The following is a 25,982-nucleotide window of genomic DNA, read 5'->3' as shown; positions in this document are numbered from 1 at the left end:
GGAGACCGAACTGACGCTATCGGGGGCAAGCCCCTCCCACATGTGATGTGTGAATACATTCAAAAAGTGGGAGGGGGCTTGCCCCCGATAGCGATTTAATGGGCGCCACCTTAACAAACAGACTCCCCACCGCCTAGAAAGCAAAACGCCAGCACGAGGCTGGCGTTTTACATAGTCAAGCGGCGATCAACGCGGTACAACCGGCTTACGCGCGGGCTTGCCGCCCTTGCCCTTAGCCGCATCGCTGCGCTCTTTGGCCGCCTGTTTGTTACGTGCCTGGGCCGCGGCCTTGGCTTGCTCACGCTTGTCCCACGGATTGCTGCCATCGCTGCCACGAGGCGGCAAGCCAGTATGCTGGGTGAGGATCTTGGTGGTGGTTTCCTTGGCGACCTTATGGCTGCCGACCGGCGTCGAATTCTTGCGACGGGCGCTCTGGTAGCTGTCGGTGCTCGGCTGGTGCAGCGGGATCAGTTGGTCCTTGCCCGGCCCGATCAGGTCGGCACGGCCCATGCGGGTCAACGCTTCACGCAGCATCGGCCAGCCTTTCGGGTCGTGATAGCGAAGGAATGCCTTGTGCAGACGGCGCTGCTCCTCGCTCTTGACGATGGTCACCGCGTCGCTCTTGTAGGTGACCTTGCGCAGCGGGTTCTTGCCCGAATGGTACATCGCGGTGGCAGTGGCCATCGGCGACGGGTAGAACGCCTGCACCTGGTCGGCGCGGAAGCCGTTGCCCTTGAGCCACAGGGCCAGGTTCATCATGTCTTCATCGGTGGTGCCTGGGTGGGCGGCGATGAAGTACGGGATCAGGTACTGCTCCTTGCCCGCTTCCTTGGTGTACTTCTCGAACATGCGCTTGAACTTGTCATAGCTGCCGATGCCCGGTTTCATCATCTGGTTGAGCGGACCTTCCTCGGTGTGTTCCGGGGCGATCTTGAGGTAGCCACCGACGTGGTGCGTTACCAACTCTTTCACATATTCCGGCGACTCGACCGCGAGGTCGTAGCGCAGGCCGGAAGCGATCAAAATCTTCTTCACACCCGGCAAGGCTCGGGCGCTGCGATACAGCTGGATCAACGACGAATGGTCGGTGTTCAGGTTCGGGCAGATACCAGGGAACACGCACGACGGCTTGCGGCACGCAGATTCGATTTCCGGGCTCTTGCAGGCTATGCGGTACATGTTCGCGGTCGGGCCGCCGAGGTCGGAGATCACGCCGGTAAAACCAGGCACCTTGTCGCGGATCTCTTCGATCTCGCGGATGATCGACTCTTCGGAACGGTTCTGGATGATGCGGCCTTCGTGCTCAGTGATTGAGCAGAAGGTGCAGCCGCCGAAGCAGCCACGCATGATGTTCACCGAGAAGCGGATCATGTCGTAGGCCGGGATTTTTTCCTTGCCATACGCCGGGTGCGGGACGCGTGCGTACGGCATGCCGAACACGTAGTCCATTTCTTCGGTGGTCATCGGGATGGGAGGCGGATTGAACCATACGTCCACTTCACCGTGCTTCTGCACCAGGGCGCGGGCGTTGCCTGGGTTGGTTTCCAGGTGCAACACGCGGTTAGCGTGGGCATAGAGCACCGCGTCACCACGGACTTTTTCCACCGATGGCAGGCGGATCACGGTCTTGTCGCGGGTCATGCGCGGGCTGGCCAGGATCTGCACGACCTTGGCTTCTTCCGGGTCATCAACCGGACCCTTTTCCTGCTCGATGGCGCAGGCCTGGGTGTCCTGGGTGTTGACGTACGGGTTGATGATCTTGTCGACCTTGCCCGGACGGTCGATGCGGGTGGAGTCCACCTCGTACCAGCCTTCGGGCGTGTCACGGCGAATGAACGCGGTGCCGCGCACATCGGTTATGTCTTCGATCTTGTGACCCCACGACAGGCGCTGGGCGACTTCGACGATGGCCCGCTCGGCGTTGCCGTACAGCAGGATATCGGCGGTGGCGTCGATCAGGATCGAGTTGCGCACACGGTCCTGCCAGTAGTCGTAGTGGGCGATGCGGCGCAGGGAGGCTTCGATGCCGCCGAGTACGATCGGCACGTTCTTGTACGCTTCCTTGCAACGCTGGCTGTACACCAGGCTCGCACGGTCCGGGCGTTTGCCGGCCATGCCGCCTGGAGTGTAGGCGTCGTCGGAACGGATTTTCTTGTCCGCGGTGTAGCGGTTGATCATCGAGTCCATGTTGCCGGCCGCGACGCCGAAGAACAGGTTCGGCTCGCCGAGCTTCATGAAGTCGTCTTTGGACTGCCAGTTCGGCTGGGCAATGATCCCGACGCGGAAGCCTTGGGACTCCAGCAGCCGGCCGATGATGGCCATGCCGAACGACGGGTGATCCACGTAGGCATCACCAGTGACAATGATGATGTCGCAGGAATCCCAGCCAAGCTGATCCATCTCCTCCCTGCTCATGGGCAGGAATGGCGCAGGACCGAAACATTCGGCCCAGTACTTGGGATAGTCAAATAACGGCTTGGCTGTTTGCATGACGGTGACCGGTGTTGAGATGAAAAATCGCGGGCGCGGAATATAGCACAAATTTTGACCAATTCCGACGGTAATGGTCGGCTTTTAAACCGGCGATCTGCCGCTTCCGTATTCACCCCAGTTAATCAAGCACATACGGGGCTATTCCACTAACTCATCGGCAAAAACATCCTCGATAGGCTGGTTTCAATCAACCACAGCCCCTGGTGGCCCAGCCCATGAATACACGCCCCACCCCACCACCACGCCGCCCTCTCCTGACGGCACATCACGCGATGATAGGGCCTCAGTTGCCGTCCTGGCTGCGTCAGGCACCCGCCTCGCAGCTCAAGGATTTTCGCGACTGCCTGATCAACAGCAACCTGGCCCGGCACGACCTCAAAGCGCTGCTGGGCGAGATCCAAAGCCCTGAAGACTTTGCCCGCCCCCGCTTGCGCGCGGCACTGACTGCGCAGTTTTTCACGCTGATTGCCGATGAAAACGCGATCCTAGTGCGCGAATGGAAAAACCATCACCTGCTCGGGCTGATAAAAACCCATGCCAGAACCACTCGGCAGACGCTGCTAGAGGCGGCCCTGCAGAACTTCGAAGCCTCTGAAGCGCAAGAAGGCGGCATGGAAACCGGCACGGCAATTTATAACGTCACGGCAACCGGCGAGGTATCCAGTTCGATCACTGGCCCGGCATTCGCCAAGTTCTGCCGCAATCTGGACCTGGGCGGCCAATACCTTGCACATATCTTCAGCGCGCTTGAGCCGTCGTCGAGCTCCGCCTCGGGGCGCACGCCGCAAGAGGTGCGAAGGGTGTTTCGCGCGCAGGTGCAGCATGCCTTTGGGGTCGCGATACATATCGCTTATATGAACCGCCGCCTCACCGCCAAGCAGCATCTGCAACTGAACAGTCTGTACCGGTCGGGGTCACCCCCGGATATGCAGTGCCATCACCTGACGATCAACGAGGTGGTATTGCCGGGCGTGCTGGTGATTGAGGCGCCAAAGATCGGCCTCCCGTTCATCCTCTACACGCCCGACGATCCAAGCGCTGCGCTACGTCCGCACGCGAGCCTAGCCGAACTCAAGCGCAAGCTGGCCGAACGGCTGCTGGATGAAAACTACCGCGCCGTCTTCGAGCGGCTGGTGCCCTTGCAGCACCAGGGCAGCCTGCTGGACGCAACGCCGGAGCAATCCGGCTCAGACAATATCGAAATGGGAGGACGGATCTACACCGAGCCGGCCCATCTGAACCTTCCTGTGGACCTCACCGCATGCAGCGCAGATGTGTTCCTGTCCATCGCCGAGCACACCATCGCGCAGATCAAGAGTGATGCCCAAACCCTCGCGGCACTCACCGCAAACGTCGACGTGCTGAGCCGGCAAAAGCGTCTGCAGGGCTATATCGATGCGGGCAAATCCGTGCTGTTCTTTGCAGCGTCGTTCATTCCGATTGTGGGCGAAGTGCTGCTGGTGGTCAGCGCCGCCCAGTTGATCGACACGATTTACGAGGGGTTCTCCGCCTGGAGCCGCGGCGACAGTGACGAGGCGCTCAATGATCTGCTGGATGTGGCGGACAATCTCGCCCTCGCCGCTGCAACCGCCGGCGCGATCAAGACCGCAGGTTTCACCGCCGGCTTGATAAAAGTCCGAGTGCGCAACAAAGGCTGGCGCCTGTGGCACTCGGACCTCACGCCGTACCGTCATCCCGACGGGCTGCCGGAACATCTGGTTGCCGACAGTCAAGGCTTGTATCAGCACGGACAACAGCAGTTCCTGAAGCTGGATGATCACGCCCACGCCGTACGCCGTACCGCTGAGGGCAAGCAATGGGAACTGGCGCACCCGACTGACCCACACGCCTATTCACCACCGCTGCTTAGCAACCAAGCGGGCGGCTGGCGCCATCTGCACGAAACGCCCGGCGAGTGGGAGGACATCAAGCTCATTAAGCGTCTGGGCCCGGATGCGACGCAGATCAAGCAAGCGGCGGTGGAGCCGATCCTGTTGCTCAGCGGCGTGGATAAGGCGGCGCTGCGTCAGATCCATCAAGAGATGGTGCGCCCACCGCCATTGCTGCTAGATACCCTCAACCACTTCAATCTGGAACAAGAAATCAATGACTTCGACCTGAGTCGCGCCGAGGGCATGACGCTCAGCCCGCATTCGCCGCAGATTCAATTCCACCTCCTCACGTCACTGGCGCAATGGCCCGCCAACCGCGTGCTGAAAATTGTCGATGAACAACAGCAGGAGGTGCTGAGCCATGGCACCGGTACAGCCGAAACCCGGATAGACGCGGCGCGTTTCCGGCGTGGCGAGTTGCTGCACGCACTGCAAGAGCAACTGCCCCAAGACGAATTCAACGCGCTGCTGCCACCGGTGTATATCGACTACTTCACCAAAGTCGAAAACCTGGCGCGGACCTTGGAAGAACAAGTCGTAGGGCAAAAGCAGCGGCTGTTTACCTTACTCACCGCGCCGAGTGAAAAACTGATGTCTCAGACCGAAAAGAGCCTTCACACCGCCGCGCCGACACTCTCCAAACGCCACCTTGAAGACATGCAAGGCACACTCTCGCAATCCGAACGCCAGCAGCTGGAGGGGCTAACAACCTTACCGAACGCACAGCGCTGGGAAGCCGAGCAATACGCCCAGACCCAACAGGCAACGCGTTTGGGTGAAAGTATTTTTCTCGAATGCCTACGCAGCCGTGAGAGCGTGCCACTCGTTCTGCACACTCTGGAGCGCATCCCTGGCTGGCCGAAGGCGCGCCAGATCGAAGTACATGACGTAAGCCACGGCGGCCCGTTGCTGGGTCGGATCGGGACCGCAGAGGTCACAGCCCGCGATGTGTTGATTCGCCAAGGCGAGCTTTACGCCCTCCACAATGACAAAAGTGCGCCCATGCCTTTGCTCGGGGCTATCGAGCGCATGCTGCCGGAGTCAGAGCTCAGCGTAATCCTGCAACGCTCAGGAGCCGATTCGCTCGAGCAGGCGCTTTATAAAACCGGCTTGTCGGTGATGAACGAAGGCCCGCCACCCATTCGCACCCGAGTCGCCTCCGCACAGACATCAAGCGCAGTCGGCTTACCCTTAGACCCCTTATTCAGCGACCCCTCGCCGCCGTTGGGCCTGACACTACGCGCAGACGGCATTCATCAAGCTCCCCCGCTGGCCAACGGCAACTATCGCTATTACATCCAGGACAACCAGAAATATTACCAAGTCAAATACGACACCATGGGATGGCGCCTGCTCGATGCCCGCAGCCGCTTTCGTGCCTATCAGCCCTACCTACGCCAGAAAACCGAGGGCGGCTGGGAAATTGATCAGGCCAAAGGCGCATTGCTCGGCGGCAAGGACTCACCTGTACGGCTGGAGGAAGGCATGGAATCCGGTGAGGAGTTTGAGTCGGCCGAATCGGTTAGTTTGAGCAGCGACTACGAGTCAGCCGAAGAGGGCGTGGTGAGGGCGCACTATTCTGCAACCGAGCTTAGCCAAATGCGCACCCACCGCGGCTACCAGTACAGCCAGAACTACCGGCGCATCTACGACCGCGCCAACAACGGCCGATACCCGTTGCGCGACACACTGGGCCGGCCTATGCGAATCCGGCAGATACAGAGCCACGGCAAATCGTTGACCACAGAAGCCGTCTTCGCCGCCAGCGAATTGCACCCCTACATTCGGTGGCAAGGTTACGAAAATGTGGCCCGCCTGTATGAAGACAAGCTTGAGGTCACCTCCTTCACCGCAGCTCATCAGAAGTGTGCACAGGAAGCGTCGCTGATTGGCGAGGCCACAGTCGTCACCCGCCGCGCCCTGAAAAAAGGTCAAGCATTGGGCGTCTACGGTGGAGAACTCTTGCCGCTATACGTCGCCAGGGCAAGGCAGGATCCTTACCTGATGCCGATCAAAAACCTCAGGCCTACTACCCCGCACGCCGTGAATATGCAATTGGTGCTCTCGGGAGACAACGCGCTCTCAAGGATAAACACGATTTTCGAGTACGAAGGCGAATTGCCGATCCGGCAGGCGAGCGTGGGCTATAACGTTGAGGCCGCGCAATTTCGTATCCAGGCGCAAGTGGACGACAACACACACGAACAACTGATACTCACGGGTCTGTTCGCCAGCGAGGACATAGCCGCCGGCGCCGAATTACGCTGGAACTACCAGTACGACGAATCTACCATCCGGGAGCTGTTTCCTCGCCCTTAGTACGGTTACTCGTCTTCGAAGTTGTAACTGCCCGGCGCCAGGTTTTCGAAGCGGGTGTATTTGCCGATAAAGGCCAGACGCGTGGTCCCAATCGGGCCGTTACGCTGCTTACCGATGATGATTTCAGCGATGCCTTTATGCTCGGTTTCCGGGTGATACACCTCGTCCCGGTAAACGAACATGATCACGTCAGCATCCTGCTCGATCGCTCCAGACTCCCGCAAGTCGGAGTTGATCGGGCGCTTGTTCGGGCGTTGCTCCAGGGAGCGGTTGAGCTGCGACAGGGCAACCACCGGGCAGTTGAATTCTTTGGCCAGGGCTTTCAACGAGCGAGAAATCTCGGAAATTTCGTTGGTACGGCTGTCGCCGCTGGAGCCTGGGATCTGCATCAATTGCAGGTAGTCGATCATGATCAGGGCGATATCGCCGTGCTCGCGCACGAGACGTCGGGTACGCGCGCGCATTTCCGACGGACTGATGCCCGCTGTGTCATCAATAAACAGCTTGCGGTCGTTGAGCAGGTTGACCGCCGAGGTCAGGCGCGGCCAATCATCATCTTCCAGGCGACCGGCACGCACTTTGGTCTGATCGATGCGGCCCAGGGACGACAACATACGCATGATCAGCGATTCACCTGGCATCTCCAGGGAGTAGACCAGTACCGCCTTGTCGCTGCGCAACACAGCGTTTTCCACCAGGTTCATGGCGAAAGTAGTTTTACCCATGGACGGACGGCCGGCGACGATGATCAAGTCAGCTGGCTGCAGGCCGCTGGTCATACCATCCAGATCGGTATAGCCGGTGGACAGGCCGGTGATGGCGTTGTCTGTGTTGAACAGGGTATCGATGCGGTCGATGGCTTTGGTCAGCAGGTCGTTGACGCTGACCGGGCCGCCGGTTTTCGGCCGGGCCTCGGCGATCTGAAAGATCTGCCGTTCGGCTTCGTCAAGAATCTCTTCAGCGGTACGGCCTTCCGGGTTGAAGGCACTGTCGGCGATCTCGGTGGCGATACCGATCAACTGGCGCAACGTGGCCCGCGCACGAACAATCTGCGCATAGGCCTTGATGTTGGCGACCGATGGTGTGTTCTTCGCCAGCTCACCCAAGTAACCCAGGCCGCCCACTTGGGAGGTCTGGCCCTCCTTGTCCAATTGCTCGGCCAGGGTCACTACGTCGATCGGCGAGTTCTGGTCGGCCAGCTTGGCGATGGCACGGAAGATCAGGCGGTGGTCATGACGGTAGAAATCGCCATCCGAGACTTGATCCAGCACGCGTTCCCAGGCGTTGTTGTCCAGCATCAAACCACCGAGCACGGCCTGTTCGGCCTCGATGGAATGCGGCGGCACCTTCAGGGCAGCGGTTTGCAGATCGTATTGCTCAGGAGCTGAAATATCGTTCATGGCCACTTGGAATTTGGGGTTTGTAGAAAAACAAAAGGCACGACCTGTAAACAGGATCGTGCCCGATGTTAACCGTCCGGCACACGAGGTGCCAGCCAGTTAGGTGTTGCTTAAGCTGCTACCACGACAACGCGTACGGTGGCTTCAACTTCAGCGTGCAGGTGCACGGCTACGTCGAATTCGCCTACGTTGCGGATGGTGCCGTTCGGCAGACGAACTTCGCTCTTCTGCACTTCAACGCCGGAGGCGGTCAGTGCATCAGCGATGTCGTGGGTGCCGATCGAACCGAACAGCTTGCCTTCGTCACCGGCGGTGGCAGTGATAGTCACTTCCAGCTCAGCCAGTTGGGCAGCGCGAGTTTCGGCCGAAGCTTTTTTGTCTGCTGCTGCTTTTTCCAGCTCAGCACGACGCTCTTCAAACGCAGCCAGGTTGGCAGCGGTTGCAGCGGTGGCTTTGCCGTATGGCAGCAGGTAGTTACGACCGTAACCGGCCTTAACGTTCACTTTGTCGCCCAGGTTGCCCAGGTTGGCGACTTTTTCCAGAAGGATCAGTTGCATGTGAAAATCCTCTAACTTTTAACCTTCACCGTTCGCGTTATCGGCGTCTTTCGGCGCAGAACGTCCGCGAAAATCAATCAGGCTGTCGACAATGGCCAAGACCACGAGTAACGGACCAATCAAGTGCATAAGCGGCAAGACAGTGACGTAAAACCCCACCAGCCAAAAACTGGCCAATTTTTTCTGCGCAACCAACCCATGAATCAAGGACAGGCCAGCGAAGAACAGCGGTACACCGCACAACGGCAACAAGATCAAGGTGTGCCAACCGATAAACGGAGCGACACACATGACGGCCAGCAGTGACAGCGCAACGCGCTTGGGGATTCGGATTGCGCGAAACTCGCTTCCGAAACCTCCGGGGTTATACAACAACGCTTGCCAGTAGCGCCCAAGAATCAGGCACAACACACTAAAGATCTGCACCGAAACCGACGTTGAAATGATCAACAGCGGGACTGTCAACGAAGCGAGAACTGCTTTCTGATCCGCCGAGAACTTCTCGTAAGACTCACCCATCACCAGCGGCAAAACGTGTTGAAACGTCTGCGCCAATGACTCGATGAAAGAACCGAATACGGTCCCCAGGCTCACCGCACACAACAACCCCACGGCCGTGCTGACCAGCAGCACACGATTCCAGGAATGACCAGCGCGCAAAACCAACGCCAGACTACAACTCCCAAACAGCACAAGAAGCGCTGTCGGGTCTTGCAGGAAATGCCAGCTCACCAACACTGACAACAACCCTAGACCCAGGACGCTCAAAGCGTCCGAACCGCGCCGCAGAAGCACAAGGCAACCTGCAGCAGCACTCAACCAAAACAACATCGGCAACACTGCACATCCAGCCACTACCAGAGTGGCCTGCACACGACCGCGCATGATGAACTCAGCTAAGGCGCGCATGCATTCAATCCCTTACTACTTGTCGACTGCCCGGTCTCAGCGGCCGTGGCTGTCGGTGTAGGCCAGCAGGGCCAGGAAGCGGGCGCGCTTGATAGCGGTGGCCAGCTGACGCTGATAACGTGCTTTGGTACCGGTGATACGGCTTGGAACGATTTTGCCGGTCTCGGATACGTAGGCTTTCAGAGTGTTGAGATCTTTGTAATCGATCTCCTTCACTTCTTCAGCGGTGAAGCGGCAAAACTTACGACGACGGAAGAAACGTGCCATTTGATAGGCTCCTTAATAAGGTCCGTGGATTACTCGTCAGCGTTATCGCTGCTGTCGCTGTCATCACTATCAGCGCTATCAGCGCCTTCGTGCTCAGGACGGTCGCGACGCTCACGGCGCTCACTGCGGTTTTCTTCAGCCTTGAGCATCTCGGATTGGCCGGTAACGGCTTCTTCGCGACGGATGACCAGGTTACGGATCACTGCATCGTTGTAGCGGAAGTTGTCTTCCAGCTCGGCCAGGGCCTTGCCAGTGCACTCAACGTTCAGCATCACGTAGTGAGCCTTGTGAACATTGTTGATTGCGTAGGCCAGTTGACGACGACCCCAATCTTCCAGACGGTGGATTTTGCCGCCGTCTTCTTCGATCAGCTTGGTGTAACGCTCAACCATGCCGCCGACTTGCTCGCTTTGATCCGGGTGGACCAAAAAGATGATTTCGTAATGACGCATGAATGCTCCTTACGGGTTGTAGCCTGCCGCTCAAAAACGGTCAGACAAGGAGTGAATGACACTTATGGATCTTGCCGCAGGGAGGCACATGCGTGCCTGCCGAGTGGGCAAGGGGCGCAATTGTAGAGAAGGGGAAGAACGGGCGCAAGGTGATTGGTGATTATTTGAACAATCTCCCACACCTCACAAAAACAAATGTGGGAGGGCGCTTGCTCCCGATTGCAGCGGGCCAGTCACAACAGCTGTAACTGAACCACTGCTATCGAGGGACAAGCCCCCTCCGACATTTTGACGCTATATCAGGATCAGAATTACTTCTTCACCTTGGCCTTGACCTGGGCACCACGCTGACGCTGAGCTTCAAACAGGCACACGCCGGTTGCAACCGACACGTTGAGACTGCTGACGCTGCCTGCCATCGGCAAATGCACCAGATAATCACAATGCTCACGGGTCAAACGACGCATACCCTTACCTTCAGCCCCCATGATCAGAATGGTCGGCCCAGTGAGGTCCTGGTCATAAATACTGACCTCGGCCTCCCCCGCCGTACCCACGACCCACAGGCCGCGCTGCTGGAGTTTCTCCAGAGTGCGCGCCAGGTTGGTCACGGCCACCAGCGGAATCACTTCCGCCGCGCCGCAGGCGACCTTGCGCACAACCGGCGTCAGGGTAGCCGACTTGTCTTTAGGCACAATTACTGCCAACGCGCCGGCAGCATCCGCCGAACGCAGGCAGGCGCCAAGGTTGTGCGGGTCGGTCACGCCGTCCAGCACCAGCAACAGCGGCGCGCCTTCGGTGCGGTCGAGCAGTTCGTCGAGCATGGCTTCGCCCCAGACCTGGCTAGGACTCACGTCCGCGACCACACCCTGGTGAACGCCTTCGACCCACACGTCCATTTCACGACGCTCGGCCTGGCCGATGGCAACCTTGTTTTGGGTGGCCAACTCAACCAGCGCCTGCACGCGAGGCTCGCTGCGACCTTCCGCCAACCACACTTGTTTGACGCGTTTTGGGTGATGACGCAGCAGTGCTTCTACGGCATGGACGCCGTAGATTTTTTCCAGACTCATGACTTGGCCTTAGGTTTGCGCGACCCGCCGCTTTTCGCGGGGGCCGAACCCGCTTTTGGCGGGCCTTTACGATGTTTACTGGGTTTGCTCGACGGCTTTTCCGCCCCTTGGGACTTTCCCCCAGACGCCGCTTTACCACCGCTTTTGGCTTCGTTCAGCAACTGCTGCTTCAACTCGCGGCTCTTGCGCAGCTCGGCGTTTTTCGCCGCTGCGTCACTTGGACGGTAAGCTTCGGGGGCCTTGTCCTTGACGGAGGACCGGCGACCAGCCTTGGCTGGCGCAGGCTCGGCAGCCGCTGCTTTCGCAGGAGTTCCTTTGCCTTTGGCGGTCGGCGCTGCGGTTTCGACGCCGCGCTTTTTACGACCCGCCGGTTCGGCTGGCTTGTCTGGCATACCGAAGTCGATCTTGCGCTCGTCAAGGTCGACGCGCATGACCTGCACTTCCACCGTGTCACCCAGACGGAAGCTGCGACCGGTGCGCTCGCCCGCCAGGCGGTGATGCACGGGATCGAAGTGGTAGTAATCACCCGGCAAGGCCGTGACGTGCACCAGGCCTTCGACGTAGATGTCGGTCAGCTCGACGAACAGGCCAAAGCCTGTCACGGCGGTGATTACACCCGGGAAGGTTTCGCCCACGCGGTCTTTCATGAACTCGCACTTGAGCCAGTTCACTACGTCGCGCGTGGCTTCGTCGGCACGGCGTTCGCTCATGGAGCACTGCTCGCCCAGCTGTTCCAGGGCCGCCTCGTCGTACGGATAGATCCGTGCTTTCGGTATGGTCATGGCGCCAGCGCGCTTAACGTGCGGGGTGTTCTGCTTGGAATGGATCACGCTGCGGATCGCGCGGTGCGTGAGCAGGTCAGGATAACGGCGAATTGGCGAGGTGAAGTGGGTGTACGCCTCGTAGTTCAAGCCGAAGTGGCCCTGATTGTCGGCGCTGTACACCGCCTGGCTCAACGAACGCAGCATCACGGTCTGAATCACATGGTAATCCGGACGGTCCTTGATGCTGGCCAGCAATGCCTGGTAGTCCTTCGGCGTCGGACCGTCCTTGCCTTTGTGCAGGGACAGGCCGAGCTCTCCGAGGAACGCGCGCAGTTTTTCCAGACGCTCCGGCGGAGGACCATCGTGCACGCGGTACAACGCAGGAATCTCATGCTTCTTCAGGAATTCAGCGGTGGCCACGTTGGCCGCCAGCATGCACTCCTCGATCAGCTTGTGCGCATCGTTACGGGTCGTCGGGGTGATTGCGGCGATCTTGCGCTCGGAACCGAAGACAATACGGGTTTCCTGGGTTTCAAAATCGATCGCGCCACGCACATGACGAGCACCCAACAGCACCTTGTACAGCGAGTAAAGCTGCTTGAGGTGCGGCACGACATGCCCGTACTCACCACGCAAAGCCTTGGCTTCGCTTGTTTTCGGCTGTTCCAGAATGGTACTGACCTTGTTGTAGGTCAGGCGCGCCTGGGAGTGGATCACCGCTTCGTAGAACTGGTAGTCGGTCATTTCGCCGGTTTTCGAGATAGTCATCTCGCACACCATGGCCAAACGGTCGACTTTCGGGTTCAGGGAGCACAGCCCGTTGGACAATTGCTCAGGCAGCATCGGGATCACGCGCTCCGGGAAGTACACGGAGTTGCCGCGCACCTGGGCTTCGTTATCCAGTGCAGAACCGATCTTCACATAGCTGGACACGTCGGCAATCGCGACGAACAACTTCCAGCCGCCAGAGAACAGACGCAACTTGCCGGGCTTGGCTTCGCAGTAGACCGCGTCGTCGAAGTCGCGAGCATCTTCGCCGTCGATGGTGACAAACGGCAGATGGCGCAGGTCGATGCGTTTTTCTTTGTCTTTTTCTTCAACTTCAGGCTTGAGCTTGGCGGCTTCTTTCAGCACAGCTTCAGGCCAGACGTGAGGAATATCGTAGGTGCGCAGCGCGACGTCGATTTCCATCCCCGGCGCCATGTAGTTGCCGACAACTTCAACGATGTCGCCCTGAGGCTGAAAGCGCGCAGTAGGCCAGTGGGTGATTTTCACCTCAACGAACTGACCGACCTTCGCAGCGCCATTGCGGCCCGGGGTAATCAGCACTTCCTGCTGGACCTTTGGGTTATCCGGCACAACAAAGCCAATACCGCCTTCTTCGAAGTAACGACCAACGATGGACTCGTGGGCACGGGACACCACTTCGACGATCACGCCTTCACGGCGACCGCGACGGTCCAGGCCGGAAACGCGCGCCAAGGCACGGTCACCATCGAACACCAAGCGCATTTGCGCCGGGCTCATGAACAGGTCGTCACTACCGTCATCCGGGATCAAGAAGCCGAAGCCATCACGGTGACCGGCAATGCGGCCAAGGATCAAGTCGAGCTTATCCACAGGTGCGTAAGTGCCACGGCGGGTGTAGATCAGTTGAGCGTCGCGCTCCATGGCACGCAATCGGCGGCGCAGGGCTTCAAGCTGGTCTTCGGTGGTCAGACCGAATTCTTCAACCAACTGCTCGCGGCTAGCAGGCGAACCCCGATCGGCGAGATGCGCCAGGATCAGTTCGCGGCTAGGAATAGGGTTTTCATATTTTTCCGCTTCACGAGCGGCCTCGGGATCGAGGGACTGCCAATCGGCCATTAGAGAGTTTTCACCTTGTCTATATGTGGGTTAGTTTGGCATACGCGTATTGAAACGGGAAATTTCAGGCATCAACAAGCGTTTTAAAGCCCTTAATGGCCCTCGCTGCGCACCTTGCACGACCATTGGCGAAATATTCCAGGCTTTTTTCATAGCAGGGGTTTACAGCTTATAAGCCTCTCCGTATAGTGCGCGCCATCGACGACGGCAACGTTGTTGATGATGCCCAGGTGGTGAAATTGGTAGACACGCCAGCTTCAGGTGCTGGTGATCGCAAGGTCGTGGAAGTTCGAGTCTTCTCCTGGGCACCAAATTCAGATCAAACCCGCGAAAGCGGGTTTTTTCGTTTCAGGCTTCTGATTTTTAACGTAAATCCCGATTTATTTTATTGAATCAGGGGTTTACAGATCAAAAAGCCCGCCGTATAGTTCGCCCCATCAACAGCGGCAACGTTGCTTGATAAAGCCCAGGTGGTGAAATTGGTAGACACGCCAGCTTCAGGTGCTGGTGATCGCAAGGTCGTGGAAGTTCGAGTCTTCTCCTGGGCACCAAATTCAGATCAAACCCGCGAAAGCGGGTTTTTTCGTTTCTGGGGCTGAAACTTTGCAGGTGATTCCCTCCTGGGTCGCACTTGAGAAGTTTTATCGTTTATCCTTGTAAGAATTTGTTGCTTACAAGTGAGGAACACCCCGGATGATGATCCGCGATACCCGCCCCAAGACATCCCTTCTGCGTGGCCTTACCATCACTCTGCTCGGCCTGGCCCTGCTCTCGCCCGCGGCCTACTCTGCCGACAAAGTTTCCCTGACCCTATACAACGGCCAGCACAAAGAAGTCGGCGACGAACTCGCCAAGGCTTTCGAAGCCAAGACCGGCATTCACGTCAACGTACGCAAAGGCAGTAGCAACCAACTGGCCAGCCAGGTGGTGGAAGAAGGCGACCGCTCTCCCGCCGACGTCATCTACACCGAAGAATCCCCTCCCCTGAACAAACTCGGCGAGCAAGGCCTGCTGGCCAAGATCGACGGGAGCACCCTCGACGTGCTGCCCAAAGATTACGTCGGCAGCAACGGCGACTGGATGGGAGTGACTGCGCGCACCCGCGTCGTGGCCTTCAACCCGAAACTGATTGCCGAGAAAGACCTGCCCAAATCCGTGCTGGATTTCGCCGGCCCCGAGTGGCAAGGCAAGGTCGGTTTCGTGCCCACCAGCGGCGCGTTCCAAGAACAGGCCGTGGCGATCATCAAATTGCACGGTCGAGAGGCAACTGAAGAATGGCTGACCGGCCTGCGCGCCTTTGGCAAGGTTTACAGCAACAACATGGTCGCCCTTAAAGCCGTGGAGAACGGCGAAGTGGCCACCGTACTGGTGAACAACTATTACTGGTTTGCCCTTAAGAAAGAAAAAACCAACCTGGACTCCAAGCTGCATTACTTCACCGACGGCGATGCCGGCGGCCTGATTACCGTGTCGTCCGCTGCCGCATTGAAATCAAGCAAGCACCCCAAGGAAGCCCAACAACTGCTGGCGTTCATGGCCAGTGAAGAAGGCCAGCGGGTCATCACCAACACCTCCGCGGAATACCCGCTGCGTAAAGGCATGGAATCCAACCGAGGCCTTAAGCCTTTCAGCGAGCTACAACCGCCAAAAGTCACGCCTGCGGACCTTGGCAACGCCGAAGAAGCGCTGGAGCTGGAACGTGATGTTGGCTTGAACTGATGAACCCATCGCTACCCGCCACCGCCCTGCGCAGGGGATTGAGCCCTCGACGCAAACGCCCGTCAATCTGGCTGCTGCTTCCAGTGCTGTTTCTGGTTGGCCTGAGCCTGCTTCCATTGGCCTATGTCGGCCTTAAAGCCTGGCAAGCTGGATGGGCGGAGGCGGTGCATCTGCTGTGGCGGCCTTATGTGTTCGGGCTGCTGCGCAACACCTTGGCGCTGATGGTTGGGGTAACGGTAACCTGCGGCGTGATCGGCCTGTCCCTGGCTTGGCTGCTGGAACGCAGCAACCTGCCAGGGCGACGCATATGGGGCGTGATCCTGTGCCTGCCGTTTGCGGTCCCTGCGTTTGTCAGCAGCTTTACCTGGGTGTCCCTGAGCGCCAACTTCGAAGGGCTGGGCGGGGCGATCCTGGTGATGAGCCTGTCCAAATACCCGCTAGTGTTTCTGCCAGTGGCAGCAACATTGCGTAACCTTGACCCCTCCCTTGAAGAATCTGCTCGCACGCTGGGCCTCAATCGCTGGGCAGTTTTTCTGCGCATTACGTTGCCGCTGCTGTGGCCATCGCTGCTGGCCGGGGCACTGCTGATCGCGCTGCATATGCTGGTGGAATTCGGTGCGCTTTCGATCATCGGCTTGCAAACCTTCACCACCGCGATCTACCAGCAGTTCGAGCTGGAATTCAGCAACGCCAACGCTGCGATGCTTTCAGCGGTACTGCTGGTGATGTGCCTTACCCTGCTGTGGCTGGAACTGCGCGTGCGCGGCAAGGGCCGACATGTACGTATCGGCCAAGGCGCGGCGCGGCATGCCGAGCAGGTTCGATTGGGCAAGTGGGCGCCACTCGGCCAGGTGTACTGCCTGGCATTGGCGGTCATCGGTAGTGGGATTCCGCTGGGCATGCTCGGCTACTGGCTGGCCGTGGGTTCGTCGGCGGCTTTTCCAGTGGCAGAAATTGGCGAAGCGCTTCTGTCCTCGCTGGCGCTGTCCCTGGGCGGTGCAGCGTTGTGCCTGGTACTGGCCGTGCCGGTCGGCCTGCTGGTGGTGCGCCATAAAGGCAAACTGGCGATCTGGGCTGAGCGTCTGCCGTACCTGCTGCACGCGCTGCCCGGTCTGGTGATTGCGCTTACGCTGGTGTATTTCGCCTTGCATTACGTGCCTGCGCTGTACCAGACGTCTGCGTTGTTACTGATCGCCTATGCGCTGCTGTTCTTGCCACTGGCTCAGGCGCCGATTCGCACCGCCTTGAATAAGGCCGCGCCGCAGCTGGAGGAAGCAGCGCGCACACTGGGTGCTTCGTCGTTCAGTGCGTTTTGCCGAGTGACTTTGCCGATTATCTTCCCGGCGCTGGGGGCAGCGTTTGCGCTGGTGTTCCTGGATGCGATGAAGGAATTGACGGCGACGCTGCTGCTCAGCCCGACTGGGCTGAACACACTGGCCACGGCAGTGTGGTCGCATACGTCCAATGTGGAATTCGCGGCGGCAGCCCCTTATGCGGCGTTGTTGATACTGGTGTCGGGGCTGCCGGTGTATCTGCTCACGACGCGGATGTATCTGAGTCGCTGAAACCGCTATTGAGGCAATGCTAAGCGCGAAACTGCCCCAAGCTCGCCTTCAACTGCGCCGCCAACCCATCCAGGACTTTGCCACTGGCGGTCGTTTCCACCACAGCCTGCGCGGCACGCTCAGCCTGGGCATGGATCACCTCCACCCGACCACGCACTGCATGGGCGCCCTGGGCCTGATGCTCAGCCGCACGGGTAGCCAAGCCGATCGCGGCATGCACCTGCTCTACAGAAGCCTGCACCGTCTGCTGCAAGCGCTCGCTCTCACGCAGCACCAGTAAACCTTCGCTGGCCTGGCGCCCGGCCTTGCCAATGGTTTCCACAGCCTCACGCGCGCCCTGTTGCAACGCCACGATATGCGCCTGGATATCACCGGTGGAGCTCTGGGTTTTACTGGCCAGCGCACGCACTTCGTCCGCCACCACCGCAAAACCGCGCCCGGTCTCACCAGCGCGTGCCGCCTCAATGGCCGCGTTGAGCGCCAGCAAGTTGGTTTGCTCGGCGATACCATGGATTACCGTCAACACCACTTCGATCTGCTCACTTTGCTGAGCCAGCCGTTCGATCACCTGTGAGCCAGCCTGGACCTGCCCCGCCAACGCCTCGATCAAGCTGCCGACTTCAGCCGAAGTGCGTGAGTTTTCATCCGTGGCCTGGCGAATATCGACGACCTGTTGCAATGCCGCCTGCATGGCGTGGCTTTCGGCCTGGGCTTCATCGGCCATTTGCGACAACGCGCGCAAGCTCTCGGCCACTTCGTCGCGCTGCAAGCCAGCCGCCGCATCAGCACCGGCATTACGCAAGGTCATGGCACCAATCTCCACACCGGTACGCTGGGCCACATCGCCCGCCTCGCGCACGATGGGCTGCAACTTATCCACAAAGCGATTGACCGCTGAGGCCATGTCGCCGATTTCGTCCTTGCTGCTGATCTGCACGCGTTTGGTGAGATCCCCCTCGCCCGCCGCCAGATCATCCATAGCGGCAATCAACAACTTCAGGCGATTGACCACGCGGCGACCGAGCACGACAGCGATCAACACCAATACGCCGAAACCCACCACCGCCAACCCCATGCCGATGCGCCAGCGTAGCGTGCCCGCCGCCTCCTGCACGGCCTCGGTGGTGTTGGCAGTCATCTGGGTCGCAGTGGCCTGTGCAGACTGCAGGCGAGCGCCCATGGCCGCCGCACTGTCGGCTGCGGCGCCTTTGAGACTATCGCCGACCAACTGATCACCACTGGCAATCAGGGCGGCAAAGCGCTTGTCCAGTGCTTGCAGGTCGGCCTCTACCGAAGCAGTCGACACGCCCATGAGCACTTTGCCGATTTCTACGCCATTGGGGCTGATGGAGGCCTCAACGTAGAACACCGAAGGGTCGTTTTTCGCGGCATTTAGCACTTTGTCCAAGGCGCGGTCGCCTTGGCCTTTTTCCAGCAGCGCCTTGTTGATCGGATTTTCGCGATTAAGGTAACGGGTTAGATGCTCACCCGCTGCGTCGTCGTAGACCACAAACAGCACGTTGGGATTGCGCTGGGCGCGTCGGGCAAACTCGGACAATGTAGGTACGTCGCTGTCCCACATGGCGCGGGGCGCCACCGAAGCCAGCAGCTGCGCCATGTCGTTGGCGGAATCCTTCAAGTCTTTTTCCAGGGTCGCACGCAGCTGCTTCTGCTCTTCCTGCAGGCGTGTGGAAAGCCCTGCCGTCAGACGTTGCCGAGTGCTGGCAGACAAGCTATCGAGGCTTGACGTGACCTCCTTACCGGCTTGGGCCAACTCACCAGACAGCTTCTGGCTATCGATACCCAGACGATTACCCAAATCAGCTTCCAGTGCAGTGACGGTGCTCCGGGTTAGAGCGACCGCCACCAGCACTTGCACCAAAAGGGCGATACCCAAGGTAACGAAGACCGGTCGCAACAGACGACTTTGTAACAACGACAGAACGGCAGACATCAAGAATCCCTCCACCACGGGTGCCATTAATTTGATAGCACCGCGAAAAAGAGAAACACAGCAAGGGTCGTGCCGCTTGGCAAACAGAAACGACAAAGGGCTCCCGAAGGAGCCCTTTGCTTTTTACATCAACAGCTTATTAAGCGAACGGATGACGCAGAACGATAGTTTCGTTGCGGTCCGGGCCCGTCGAAATAATGTCAATCGGCGCACCGATCAGCGCTTCGACACGCTTGATGTAAGCGCGGGCGTTGGCCGGCAGCTCTTCCAGGGTCTTAGCACCCACGGTCGATTCGGTCCAGCCCGGCACTTCTTCGTACACAGGCTGCAAGCCTACGTAGCTGTCAGCATCAGTCGGAGCAACATCATTGCCTTCCGCATCTTTGTAGCCGACGCAGATGTTGATGGTTTCCAGACCGTCGAGTACATCCAGCTTGGTGAAGCAGATGCCCGAGATGCTGTTCACATCGATAGCACGACGCAGGATAACGGCGTCGAACCAGCCGCAACGACGGGCACGACCGGTGGTAGCACCGAACTCGTGACCTTGTTTGGCCAGGTGCGCACCGACTTCGTCAAACAGCTCAGTCGGGAATGGGCCCGAACCTACGCGCGTGGTGTAAGCCTTGGTGATGCCCAGGATGTAGTCCAGGAACATCGGGCCAACGCCAGACCCGGTCGCAACGCCGCCAGCGGTGGTGTTGGAGCTGGTCACGTACGGGTAAGTGCCGTGGTCGATGTCCAGCAACGAACCTTGGGCGCCTTCGAACATGATGTCTTTGCCAGCGCGACGCAGGTCGTGCAGCTCGGCCGTCACGTCCAGCATCAGCGGCTTGAGCAGCTCAGCGTATTCCTTGCACTCGGCCAGGGTCTTGTCGAACTCAATGGCTGGCTCTTTGTAGTAACCGACCAGCATGAAGTTGTGGTAGTCCACCAGTTCACGCAGCTTGTCTTCAAAACGCGGCATGTTGAGCAGATCGCCCACACGCAGGCCACGACGTGCAACTTTGTCTTCGTAGGCTGGGCCGATGCCGCGACCGGTCGTACCGATCTTCAGCTCGCCACGGGCCTTTTCACGGGCCTGGTCCAGCGCAACGTGGAAGGACAGGATCAGCGGGCAGGATGGGCTGATACGCAGGCGCTCGCGCACCGGTACGCCCTTCTCTTCCAGCTTGATGATCTCGCGCAGCAGGGCGTCAGGTGCAACCACCACGCCGTTACCGATCAGGCACTGCACACCTTCGCGCAGGACGCCCGATGGGATCAGGTGCAAGACGGTTTTTTCGCCATCGATGACCAGGGTATGGCCAGCGTTGTGGCCACCTTGGTAGCGCACTACGGCGGCAGCATGTTCGGTCAGCAGATCAACGATCTTGCCTTTGCCCTCATCACCCCATTGGGTGCCCAGGACTACGACATTCTTACCCATAACACTTGTCCTCATTCGCGCAAACTTGGTGCCGGCGATGGCCGGCAGGAAAACTCAAGAAGCCAGTGGCGATACTTGCCAAAGCCCGTTCTGCAGAATCAATTGCCGGTCGCAGTCCGCTTCACGGGCGGCGGCCAATGGCTGGCCAGGCAAGGCCTGGACAACACGCTGACCCTCACTGCGCAACTGGCAAACCTGCTGCCAGAGTGCTGCGTCCGTACTGTCGGGCATCCAAATGCCACCAGACGGCAGCTCGACCTCAGCACGCCCCAGGGTCACCAGGGTTTTCAAATCGGTGGAGAAGCCAGTCGCCGGACGCGCACGACCGAAGTCGGCACCGATATCGTCGTAACGACCGCCTTGGGCGATGGCCTGGCCAACGCCCGGAACAAACACCGCAAACACCACACCGGTGTGGTAGTGGTAACCGCGCAGCTCGCCCAAATCAAAGTACAGCGGCAAATCAGGGAAACGTGCCGACAGCTGCTCGGCAATCGCCAGCACATCATCCAGCGCCGCCAGTACCGGCGCAGGCGCATTGGCCAGGCGTTCACGCGCAGCTGCCAGCACTTCACGGCCGCCGCACAGATTCACCAGCGCGCGCAGCATGCCAGCCAGGTCGGCAGGCACACCTTCGGTCAGTGCGATTACTTCATCGATAGCCTTACGCTGCAGGGCATCGAACAGCTGTTGCTCTACCTCACCGGACAAACCGGCCGCACGGGCCAGGCCACGGTAGATACCGACGTGACCCAGGTCCATGTGGACATCAGGCACGTCAGCCAGTTGCAGCATGGCCAGCATCAAGCTGATCACTTCAACGTCGCTGCTCGGGCTGGCATCACCGTACAACTCGGCGCCCAGCTGGATAGGGCTACGGGAAGACGACAAGGCACGCGGCTGAGCATGCAGCACGCTACCGGCGTAGCAAAGACGGCTAGGGCCTTCGCGGCGCAGGGTGTGCGCATCGATGCGCGCCACCTGCGGCGTGATGTCTGCCCGAAAGCCCATTTGCCGGCCCGATTGCGGATCAATGACCTTGAAGGTGCGCAGATCCAGGTCCTGGCCCGCGCCGGTCAGCAGGGATTCCAGGTACTCGATATGAGGAGTTACGACAAACTCGTAACCCCAGCTCTGGAACAGATCCAACACCTGGCGACGCGCTACTTCAATGCGCGCAGCTTCTGGTGGCAGTACTTCTTCGATGCCATCTGGCAGCAGCCAGCGGTCTACCGTTGCCATTACGCCATTCCCCTTTGATCCGGGCGGCCAGCCCTCGGCCGAGCCTTGAGTGAAGCAGAAAATACCCGCCCCCTGCATAAACCACGCGCAAGAGCGACGTGACGAACGGCCTGTAAACGGCCTCGTCGGGCACTTTCCTCGAAAAACCTGTCACGCCTGCCGAATCAAACATGCAGACGCAAAAAAGCCGGGAATTTCCCGGCTGCCGCATCATACACCCGTTTTCTGAAAGGATCACCCCGCCAGGCATTTTAGCCGCCCGACGGAGTGCGCCCTACAAAATCACAGGCTGACTACTTGGACTTTTCCAGGTAGCGGAAAAAGTCGCTGCTTGGGTCCAGCACCATGACGTCGGTTTTGTTTGCGAAGCTTTCACGATAGGCGCGCAGGCTACGGTAGAACGCGTAGAACTCCTGGTCCTGGCCGTACGCCTTGGCGTAGATCGCCGCAGCTTGAGCATCACCATCACCACGGGCCTCTTCAGACTCGCGATAGGCTTCTGCCAGCAGTACGCGACGCTGACGGTCGGCATCCGCGCGGATACCTTCAGCCAGCTCGTTACCCTTGGCGCGGTGCTCACGAGCCTCCCGCTCACGCTCGGTGCTCATTCGCTCGAACACGCTGCGATTCACTTCCTTAGGCAGGTCGATAGCCTTGACCCGAACATCGACCACTTCGATACCCAGCTCTTTTTCCGCCATCGTGTTGAGCGAACGCGTGATGTCAGCCATCAGTGCGTCACGCTCACCGGATACCACCTCGTGCAGGGTGCGCTTACCAAACTGGTCACGCAGGCCCGATTCCAGACGGCGCGACAAACGCTCGTCGGCAATCTGCTTAAGGCCGGAGGTCGCAGTGTAGAAGCGCTCGGCATCCTTGACGCGCCACTTGGCGTAGGCATCAACCATCACAGCTTTCTTTTCCAGGGTCAGGAAGCGTTGTGTCGGTGCATCCAGGGTCATCAGGCGGGCGTCGAACTTGCGCACTTGGTTGACGTAGGGCACTTTCACATGCAAGCCCGGCTGGACATCCGCCTGAACCACGCGACCGAATTGCAGCAGCACCGCACGCTCGGTCTGAGCCACGATGTAGAAGCAGTTCCAGGCAGCGATGACCACGACGACGCCCACAATCAGGGCTGTCAGCGATTTATTGCTCATCAACGACTCTCCCTGGTACGTGATTGCTGTTGCAGCAAGTCAGCGGCGGCACGGGCGCTCGCTTCGTTGGCAGCGGCATTGGAGCCGGAGGCCGGTGCGCTGGTGCTGCTACGGCCACCTTCGATCATCTTGTCCAACGGCAGGTACAGCAGGTTGTTCTGCCCACCCTTGCTGCCGGTCACGAGGACCTTGCTGGTGTTGCTGAAGACTTCCTGCATGGTGTCCAGGTACAGACGCTCACGAGTGACTTCAGGTGCCTTGCGGTATTCGGCGACCAGTTTGGTAAAGCGATCCGCCTCACCCTTGGCGCGGGAAACCACTTCGTCACGATAACCGTTGGCATCCTCAAGGATACGCTGCGCCTGACCACGAGCTTCCGGCACAACGCCGTTGGCATAGGTTTCAGCCTGGTTGCGCGAACGCTGCTCGTCTTCACGGGCGCGGATCACGTCATCGAAGGCTTCCTGCACTTCACGCGGTGCAGCTGCGCTCTGTACGTTCACCTGAGTGACAGTGATGCCGGTGCGATAGGTATCAAGGAACCGTTGCAGGCGCTCCTTGATCTCGCTGGCCATCAATTCACGACCTTCGGTCAGCACCTGGTCCATCGCAGTGGAACCCACCACGTGGCGCAGGGCGCTTTCGGTTGCGTGCTGCAGGCTGATTTCCGGCTGATCAACGTTCAGCACGAAGTCCTGCAGGTTGCTGATCTTGTACTGCACGGTCAGCGGCACTTCGACGATGTTCTCGTCTTCGGTCAGCATCTGGCCCTGCTTGGTGTAGGCACGCTCACGCGTGACATTCTCCATGTACTTCTTGTCGATCGGCGGGAAGTAGATATTCAGACCCGGCCCGACCGTTTCGTAGTACTTGCCGAAGCGCAGCACCACGGCCTGCTCCTGCTCGTCCACGACGTAGACTGCGCTGTACAGCCATACGGACGCCAGCACGACAAGACCGAGGCCCAGCAGGCCATAGCCGCCGCCCTTGCTTGTGCGACCACCGTCGTCACCACCACGTTTTTTTCCACCACCGAACAACCCATTCAGGCTTTCCTGCAGCTTTCGGAAGGCCTCGTCGAGATCTGGTGGCCCCTTGCGGTCGCCATTATTGCGGCGCTTACCACCCCAAGGATCCTGATTATTCGAGTTGCCACCCGGCTCATTCCAAGCCATAGCGCTCTCCATCTGATAAAGCAAAGACGCGCCCACGGCGCGCCGACCAATGCTACAGAATGCCTGCTACTGCGGCACAACCGCTTTCGGAGGCTTTTATTGCAAAGTGTGTTGTTCGATGAACTCTGTCGGGACTACACCTTCACGGCTGACCAGCCGATTGAGCTCCGAGCGCGGCAACCGAACGGCCAGCAAGCTGACACCTTCTTCGTCGTGTTCTTCTTTCTGTACCGCGCCCAGCTCGAAAAACTGTGCACGCAGTCGAGCAAAACGCTGAGGCAAGCGCAAGGTGCCGACAAACAAATCGCTGCCGAGCAATTCGGCAATGGCCTGTTCAAGCAGCTCCAAACCACTGCCATCACGCGCCGACAGCCATACCCGTTGGGGCCTGCCGTTCTCGTCGCGCTGGATTTGTGGCTCAACGCCTTCAAGCAAATCGAGTTTGTTATACACCTCAAGGATCGGCAAGTCCTGGGCACCAATCTCGCCCAGCACCACCATCACCTGCTCAATCTGCAACATGCGATCCGGTTCGGCCGCATCGATCACGTGCAACAGCAGGTCGGAATTGCTCGACTCTTCGAGCGTAGACCGAAATGCCTCGACCAGCTTGTGGGGCAAGTGACGAATGAAACCTACCGTGTCAGCCAGGACGATCGGGCCGAGGTCGTCAATGTCCAAACGGCGCAAGGTCGGATCGAGGGTGGCGAAGAGTTGGTCGGCTGCGTAAACGTCGGATTTGGTCACGTTGTTGAACAACGTGGACTTGCCTGCGTTGGTATAGCCCACCAGGGACACAGTAGGGATATCCGCTCGGGAACGCCCGCGTCGCGATTGCTCGCGCTGGCTGCGCACTTTTTCCAGGCGCCCCTTGATCTGACGCAGGCGAACCCGTAACAGGCGTCGGTCGGTTTCGAGCTGGGTTTCACCCGGGCCGCGCATGCCTATACCACCACCTTGACGCTCAAGGTGAGTCCAGCCGCGAACCAGCCGGGTGCTCATGTGGTCAAGCTGGGCCAGTTCTACCTGGAGCTTGCCCTCATGGGTACGGGCGCGCTGGGCGAAAATATCGAGGATCAGGCCGGTACGGTCGATCACGCGACACTCGAAAACACGTTCGAGGTTACGTTCCTGACTGGGCGTGAGGGTGTGATTGAAGATCACCAGATCGGCTTCTTCGGCGTGGACCAGGTCGCGCAATTCCTCGACCTTACCGCTGCCAATCAGAAATTTGGCGGTTGGCCGATGACGCGGCACGTTAAAAAACGCAACGGTCTCGGCGCCGGCCGAATTTGCCAACTCCTGAAACTCCTGCGGATCTTCGCGCGCCTCAGGGTCCTGTCCATCCAAGTGAACGAGGATTACTCGCTCACCACCACCGTGGCGCTCAAAGAACAAAGGAGACTCCTATCAGGCGTTACCTGGCTCAGCGTCACCTTGTTCGTCACCAGCTGCGCTAGGCAGACGGATTGGACGAACTGGAACGACTGTCGAGATAGCGTGCTTGTAAACCATCTGGCTGACGGTGTTTTTCAGCAGGATCACGAACTGGTCGAACGACTCGATCGTGCCTTGAAGCTTGATACCGTTGACCAGATAGATGGAAACCCCAACTTTCTCTTTACGTAAAGTATTCAAGTAAGGGTCTTGTAGCGAATGCCCTTTTGACATGTGCCGCACTCCTTTAAGGATCAATAATAAAAAATCGGAAAATAGATAGCTCAAGGCCGTCACACCCCCAAGGAT

Annotated in this window: 18 protein-coding genes and 2 tRNA genes; 5 read left to right on the top strand and 15 right to left on the bottom strand. The window is 59.1% G+C overall.

Features of this window, described 5'->3' with window-relative positions; genetic code table 11:
* Window positions 1–186: 186 nt before the first annotated feature.
* Window positions 187–2,490 (bottom strand): YgiQ family radical SAM protein, encoded by a 2,304-nt coding sequence (locus LRO94_RS03515; RefSeq protein ID WP_032890504.1) that lies wholly within the window; start codon window positions 2,488–2,490, stop codon window positions 187–189.
* 218 nt (window positions 2,491–2,708) lie between these two features.
* On the opposite strand from LRO94_RS03515, the gene LRO94_RS03510 reads away from it, so the two are divergent.
* Complete coding sequence (locus LRO94_RS03510) at window positions 2,709–6,704, top strand: dermonecrotic toxin domain-containing protein (RefSeq protein WP_179179592.1); 3,996 nt, start codon at window positions 2,709–2,711, stop codon at window positions 6,702–6,704.
* A 5-nt stretch (window positions 6,705–6,709) separates the two neighbouring features.
* Here the strand turns inward: LRO94_RS03510 and dnaB are convergent, their stop codons facing one another.
* The 7 genes from dnaB to rnr all read right to left on the bottom strand — a co-directional run bounded on the left by dnaB (window position 6,710) and on the right by rnr (window position 13,992).
* The gene (gene dnaB / locus LRO94_RS03505) at window positions 6,710–8,104 is read right to left on the bottom strand and encodes a replicative DNA helicase (RefSeq protein WP_003217484.1); all 1,395 of its coding nucleotides are present in this window, start codon (window positions 8,102–8,104) and stop codon (window positions 6,710–6,712) included.
* Between the two features lie 110 nt (window positions 8,105–8,214).
* Entirely contained in the window at window positions 8,215–8,661 is a 447-nt protein-coding gene (gene rplI / locus LRO94_RS03500; RefSeq protein WP_003171376.1) for a 50S ribosomal protein L9, read from the bottom strand.
* An 18-nt stretch (window positions 8,662–8,679) separates the two neighbouring features.
* Window positions 8,680–9,570, bottom strand: coding sequence for a YybS family protein (locus LRO94_RS03495; protein ID WP_032890500.1), 891 nt, complete (start codon window positions 9,568–9,570; stop codon window positions 8,680–8,682).
* Window positions 9,571–9,606: 36 nt separating this feature from the next.
* Window positions 9,607–9,837 (bottom strand): 30S ribosomal protein S18, encoded by a 231-nt coding sequence (gene rpsR, locus LRO94_RS03490; RefSeq protein WP_003171373.1) that lies wholly within the window; start codon window positions 9,835–9,837, stop codon window positions 9,607–9,609.
* A gap of 29 nt (window positions 9,838–9,866) precedes the next feature.
* A complete protein-coding gene (rpsF, locus tag LRO94_RS03485) occupies window positions 9,867–10,289 on the bottom strand; it encodes a 30S ribosomal protein S6 (RefSeq protein ID WP_003171371.1) in 423 nt (140 codons plus the stop codon).
* Between the two features lie 311 nt (window positions 10,290–10,600).
* Complete coding sequence (gene rlmB, locus LRO94_RS03480) at window positions 10,601–11,362, bottom strand: 23S rRNA (guanosine(2251)-2'-O)-methyltransferase RlmB (protein ID WP_032890499.1); 762 nt, start codon at window positions 11,360–11,362, stop codon at window positions 10,601–10,603.
* Window positions 11,359–13,992: a ribonuclease R gene (rnr, locus tag LRO94_RS03475; protein WP_122682076.1), complete on the bottom strand. Its 2,634-nt coding sequence runs from the start codon at window positions 13,990–13,992 to the stop codon at window positions 11,359–11,361. Before rnr ends, rlmB begins: the two co-directional genes overlap by 4 nt.
* 224 nt (window positions 13,993–14,216) lie before the next feature.
* On the opposite strand from rnr, the gene LRO94_RS03470 reads away from it, so the two are divergent.
* From LRO94_RS03470 to LRO94_RS03455, 4 genes are all read left to right on the top strand, one after another.
* Window positions 14,217–14,303 (top strand) — tRNA-Leu (locus LRO94_RS03470).
* 153 nt (window positions 14,304–14,456) lie between these two features.
* Window positions 14,457–14,543 (top strand) — tRNA-Leu (locus tag LRO94_RS03465).
* Window positions 14,544–14,685: 142 nt separating this feature from the next.
* The gene (locus LRO94_RS03460; protein ID WP_179179593.1) at window positions 14,686–15,711 is read left to right on the top strand and encodes an iron ABC transporter substrate-binding protein; all 1,026 of its coding nucleotides are present in this window, start codon (window positions 14,686–14,688) and stop codon (window positions 15,709–15,711) included.
* On the top strand, window positions 15,711–17,276 hold the full coding sequence (locus LRO94_RS03455; RefSeq protein ID WP_179179594.1) for an ABC transporter permease: 1,566 nt from the start codon (window positions 15,711–15,713) through the stop codon (window positions 17,274–17,276). Before LRO94_RS03460 ends, LRO94_RS03455 begins: the two co-directional genes overlap by 1 nt.
* A 19-nt stretch (window positions 17,277–17,295) precedes the next feature.
* Here LRO94_RS03455 and LRO94_RS03450 read toward each other — a convergent pair whose 3' ends face one another.
* The 7 genes from LRO94_RS03450 to hfq form a co-directional block, all read right to left on the bottom strand.
* Entirely contained in the window at window positions 17,296–19,230 is a 1,935-nt protein-coding gene (locus tag LRO94_RS03450) for a methyl-accepting chemotaxis protein (protein WP_095186067.1), read from the bottom strand.
* Window positions 19,231–19,369: 139 nt separating this feature from the next.
* Window positions 19,370–20,659, bottom strand: a complete 1,290-nt coding sequence (locus LRO94_RS03445) for an adenylosuccinate synthase (RefSeq protein WP_032890489.1) — start codon at window positions 20,657–20,659, stop codon at window positions 19,370–19,372.
* A gap of 54 nt (window positions 20,660–20,713) precedes the next feature.
* Window positions 20,714–21,901 carry an ATP phosphoribosyltransferase regulatory subunit gene (locus LRO94_RS03440; protein ID WP_032890487.1) on the bottom strand — a complete coding sequence of 396 codons (1,188 nt, stop codon included), beginning with the start codon at window positions 21,899–21,901 and terminating at the stop codon, window positions 20,714–20,716.
* A gap of 293 nt (window positions 21,902–22,194) precedes the next feature.
* Complete coding sequence (gene hflC, locus LRO94_RS03435; protein WP_010213607.1) at window positions 22,195–23,061, bottom strand: protease modulator HflC; 867 nt, start codon at window positions 23,059–23,061, stop codon at window positions 22,195–22,197.
* Window positions 23,061–24,236, bottom strand: coding sequence for an FtsH protease activity modulator HflK (gene hflK / locus LRO94_RS03430; RefSeq protein ID WP_032890485.1), 1,176 nt, complete (start codon window positions 24,234–24,236; stop codon window positions 23,061–23,063). Before hflK ends, hflC begins: the two co-directional genes overlap by 1 nt.
* Before the next feature lie 96 nt (window positions 24,237–24,332).
* Window positions 24,333–25,634, bottom strand: a complete 1,302-nt coding sequence (gene hflX / locus LRO94_RS03425) for a ribosome rescue GTPase HflX (RefSeq protein ID WP_032890483.1) — start codon at window positions 25,632–25,634, stop codon at window positions 24,333–24,335.
* A 12-nt stretch (window positions 25,635–25,646) separates the two neighbouring features.
* Window positions 25,647–25,907: an RNA chaperone Hfq gene (hfq, locus tag LRO94_RS03420; RefSeq protein ID WP_003188059.1), complete on the bottom strand. Its 261-nt coding sequence runs from the start codon at window positions 25,905–25,907 to the stop codon at window positions 25,647–25,649.
* Window positions 25,908–25,982 lie beyond the last annotated feature (75 nt).

Source organism: Pseudomonas sivasensis, assembly GCF_021391435.1.
Classification (GTDB): domain Bacteria; phylum Pseudomonadota; class Gammaproteobacteria; order Pseudomonadales; family Pseudomonadaceae; genus Aquipseudomonas; species Aquipseudomonas sivasensis.
Note: the sequence above shows the minus strand (reverse complement) of the source record. Positions and strands in the feature narration are given on the sequence as shown.

Bases quoted from the DNA above. Each gene is read 5' to 3' on its own strand.
- LRO94_RS03510 (WP_179179592.1), top strand. From the start codon at position 2,709: ATGAATACACGCCCCACCCCACCACCACGCCGCCCTCTCCTGACGGCA.
- LRO94_RS03495 (WP_032890500.1), bottom strand. From the start codon at position 9,570: ATGCGCGCCTTAGCTGAGTTCATCATGCGCGGTCGTGTGCAGGCCACT.
- LRO94_RS03460 (WP_179179593.1), top strand. From the start codon at position 14,686: ATGATGATCCGCGATACCCGCCCCAAGACATCCCTTCTGCGTGGCCTT.
- rnr (WP_122682076.1), bottom strand. From the start codon at position 13,992: ATGGCCGATTGGCAGTCCCTCGATCCCGAGGCCGCTCGTGAAGCGGAA.
- LRO94_RS03515 (WP_032890504.1), bottom strand. From the start codon at position 2,490: ATGCAAACAGCCAAGCCGTTATTTGACTATCCCAAGTACTGGGCCGAA.
- LRO94_RS03440 (WP_032890487.1), bottom strand. From the start codon at position 21,901: ATGGCAACGGTAGACCGCTGGCTGCTGCCAGATGGCATCGAAGAAGTA.
- hflC (WP_010213607.1), bottom strand. From the start codon at position 23,061: ATGAGCAATAAATCGCTGACAGCCCTGATTGTGGGCGTCGTCGTGGTC.
- rpsR (WP_003171373.1), bottom strand. From the start codon at position 9,837: ATGGCACGTTTCTTCCGTCGTCGTAAGTTTTGCCGCTTCACCGCTGAA.
- rpsF (WP_003171371.1), bottom strand. From the start codon at position 10,289: ATGCGTCATTACGAAATCATCTTTTTGGTCCACCCGGATCAAAGCGAG.
- hfq (WP_003188059.1), bottom strand. From the start codon at position 25,907: ATGTCAAAAGGGCATTCGCTACAAGACCCTTACTTGAATACTTTACGT.
- LRO94_RS03445 (WP_032890489.1), bottom strand. From the start codon at position 20,659: ATGGGTAAGAATGTCGTAGTCCTGGGCACCCAATGGGGTGATGAGGGC.
- LRO94_RS03455 (WP_179179594.1), top strand. From the start codon at position 15,711: ATGAACCCATCGCTACCCGCCACCGCCCTGCGCAGGGGATTGAGCCCT.
- rplI (WP_003171376.1), bottom strand. From the start codon at position 8,661: ATGCAACTGATCCTTCTGGAAAAAGTCGCCAACCTGGGCAACCTGGGC.
- LRO94_RS03450 (WP_095186067.1), bottom strand. From the start codon at position 19,230: ATGTCTGCCGTTCTGTCGTTGTTACAAAGTCGTCTGTTGCGACCGGTC.
- dnaB (WP_003217484.1), bottom strand. From the start codon at position 8,104: ATGAACGATATTTCAGCTCCTGAGCAATACGATCTGCAAACCGCTGCC.
- rlmB (WP_032890499.1), bottom strand. From the start codon at position 11,362: ATGAGTCTGGAAAAAATCTACGGCGTCCATGCCGTAGAAGCACTGCTG.
- hflK (WP_032890485.1), bottom strand. From the start codon at position 24,236: ATGGCTTGGAATGAGCCGGGTGGCAACTCGAATAATCAGGATCCTTGG.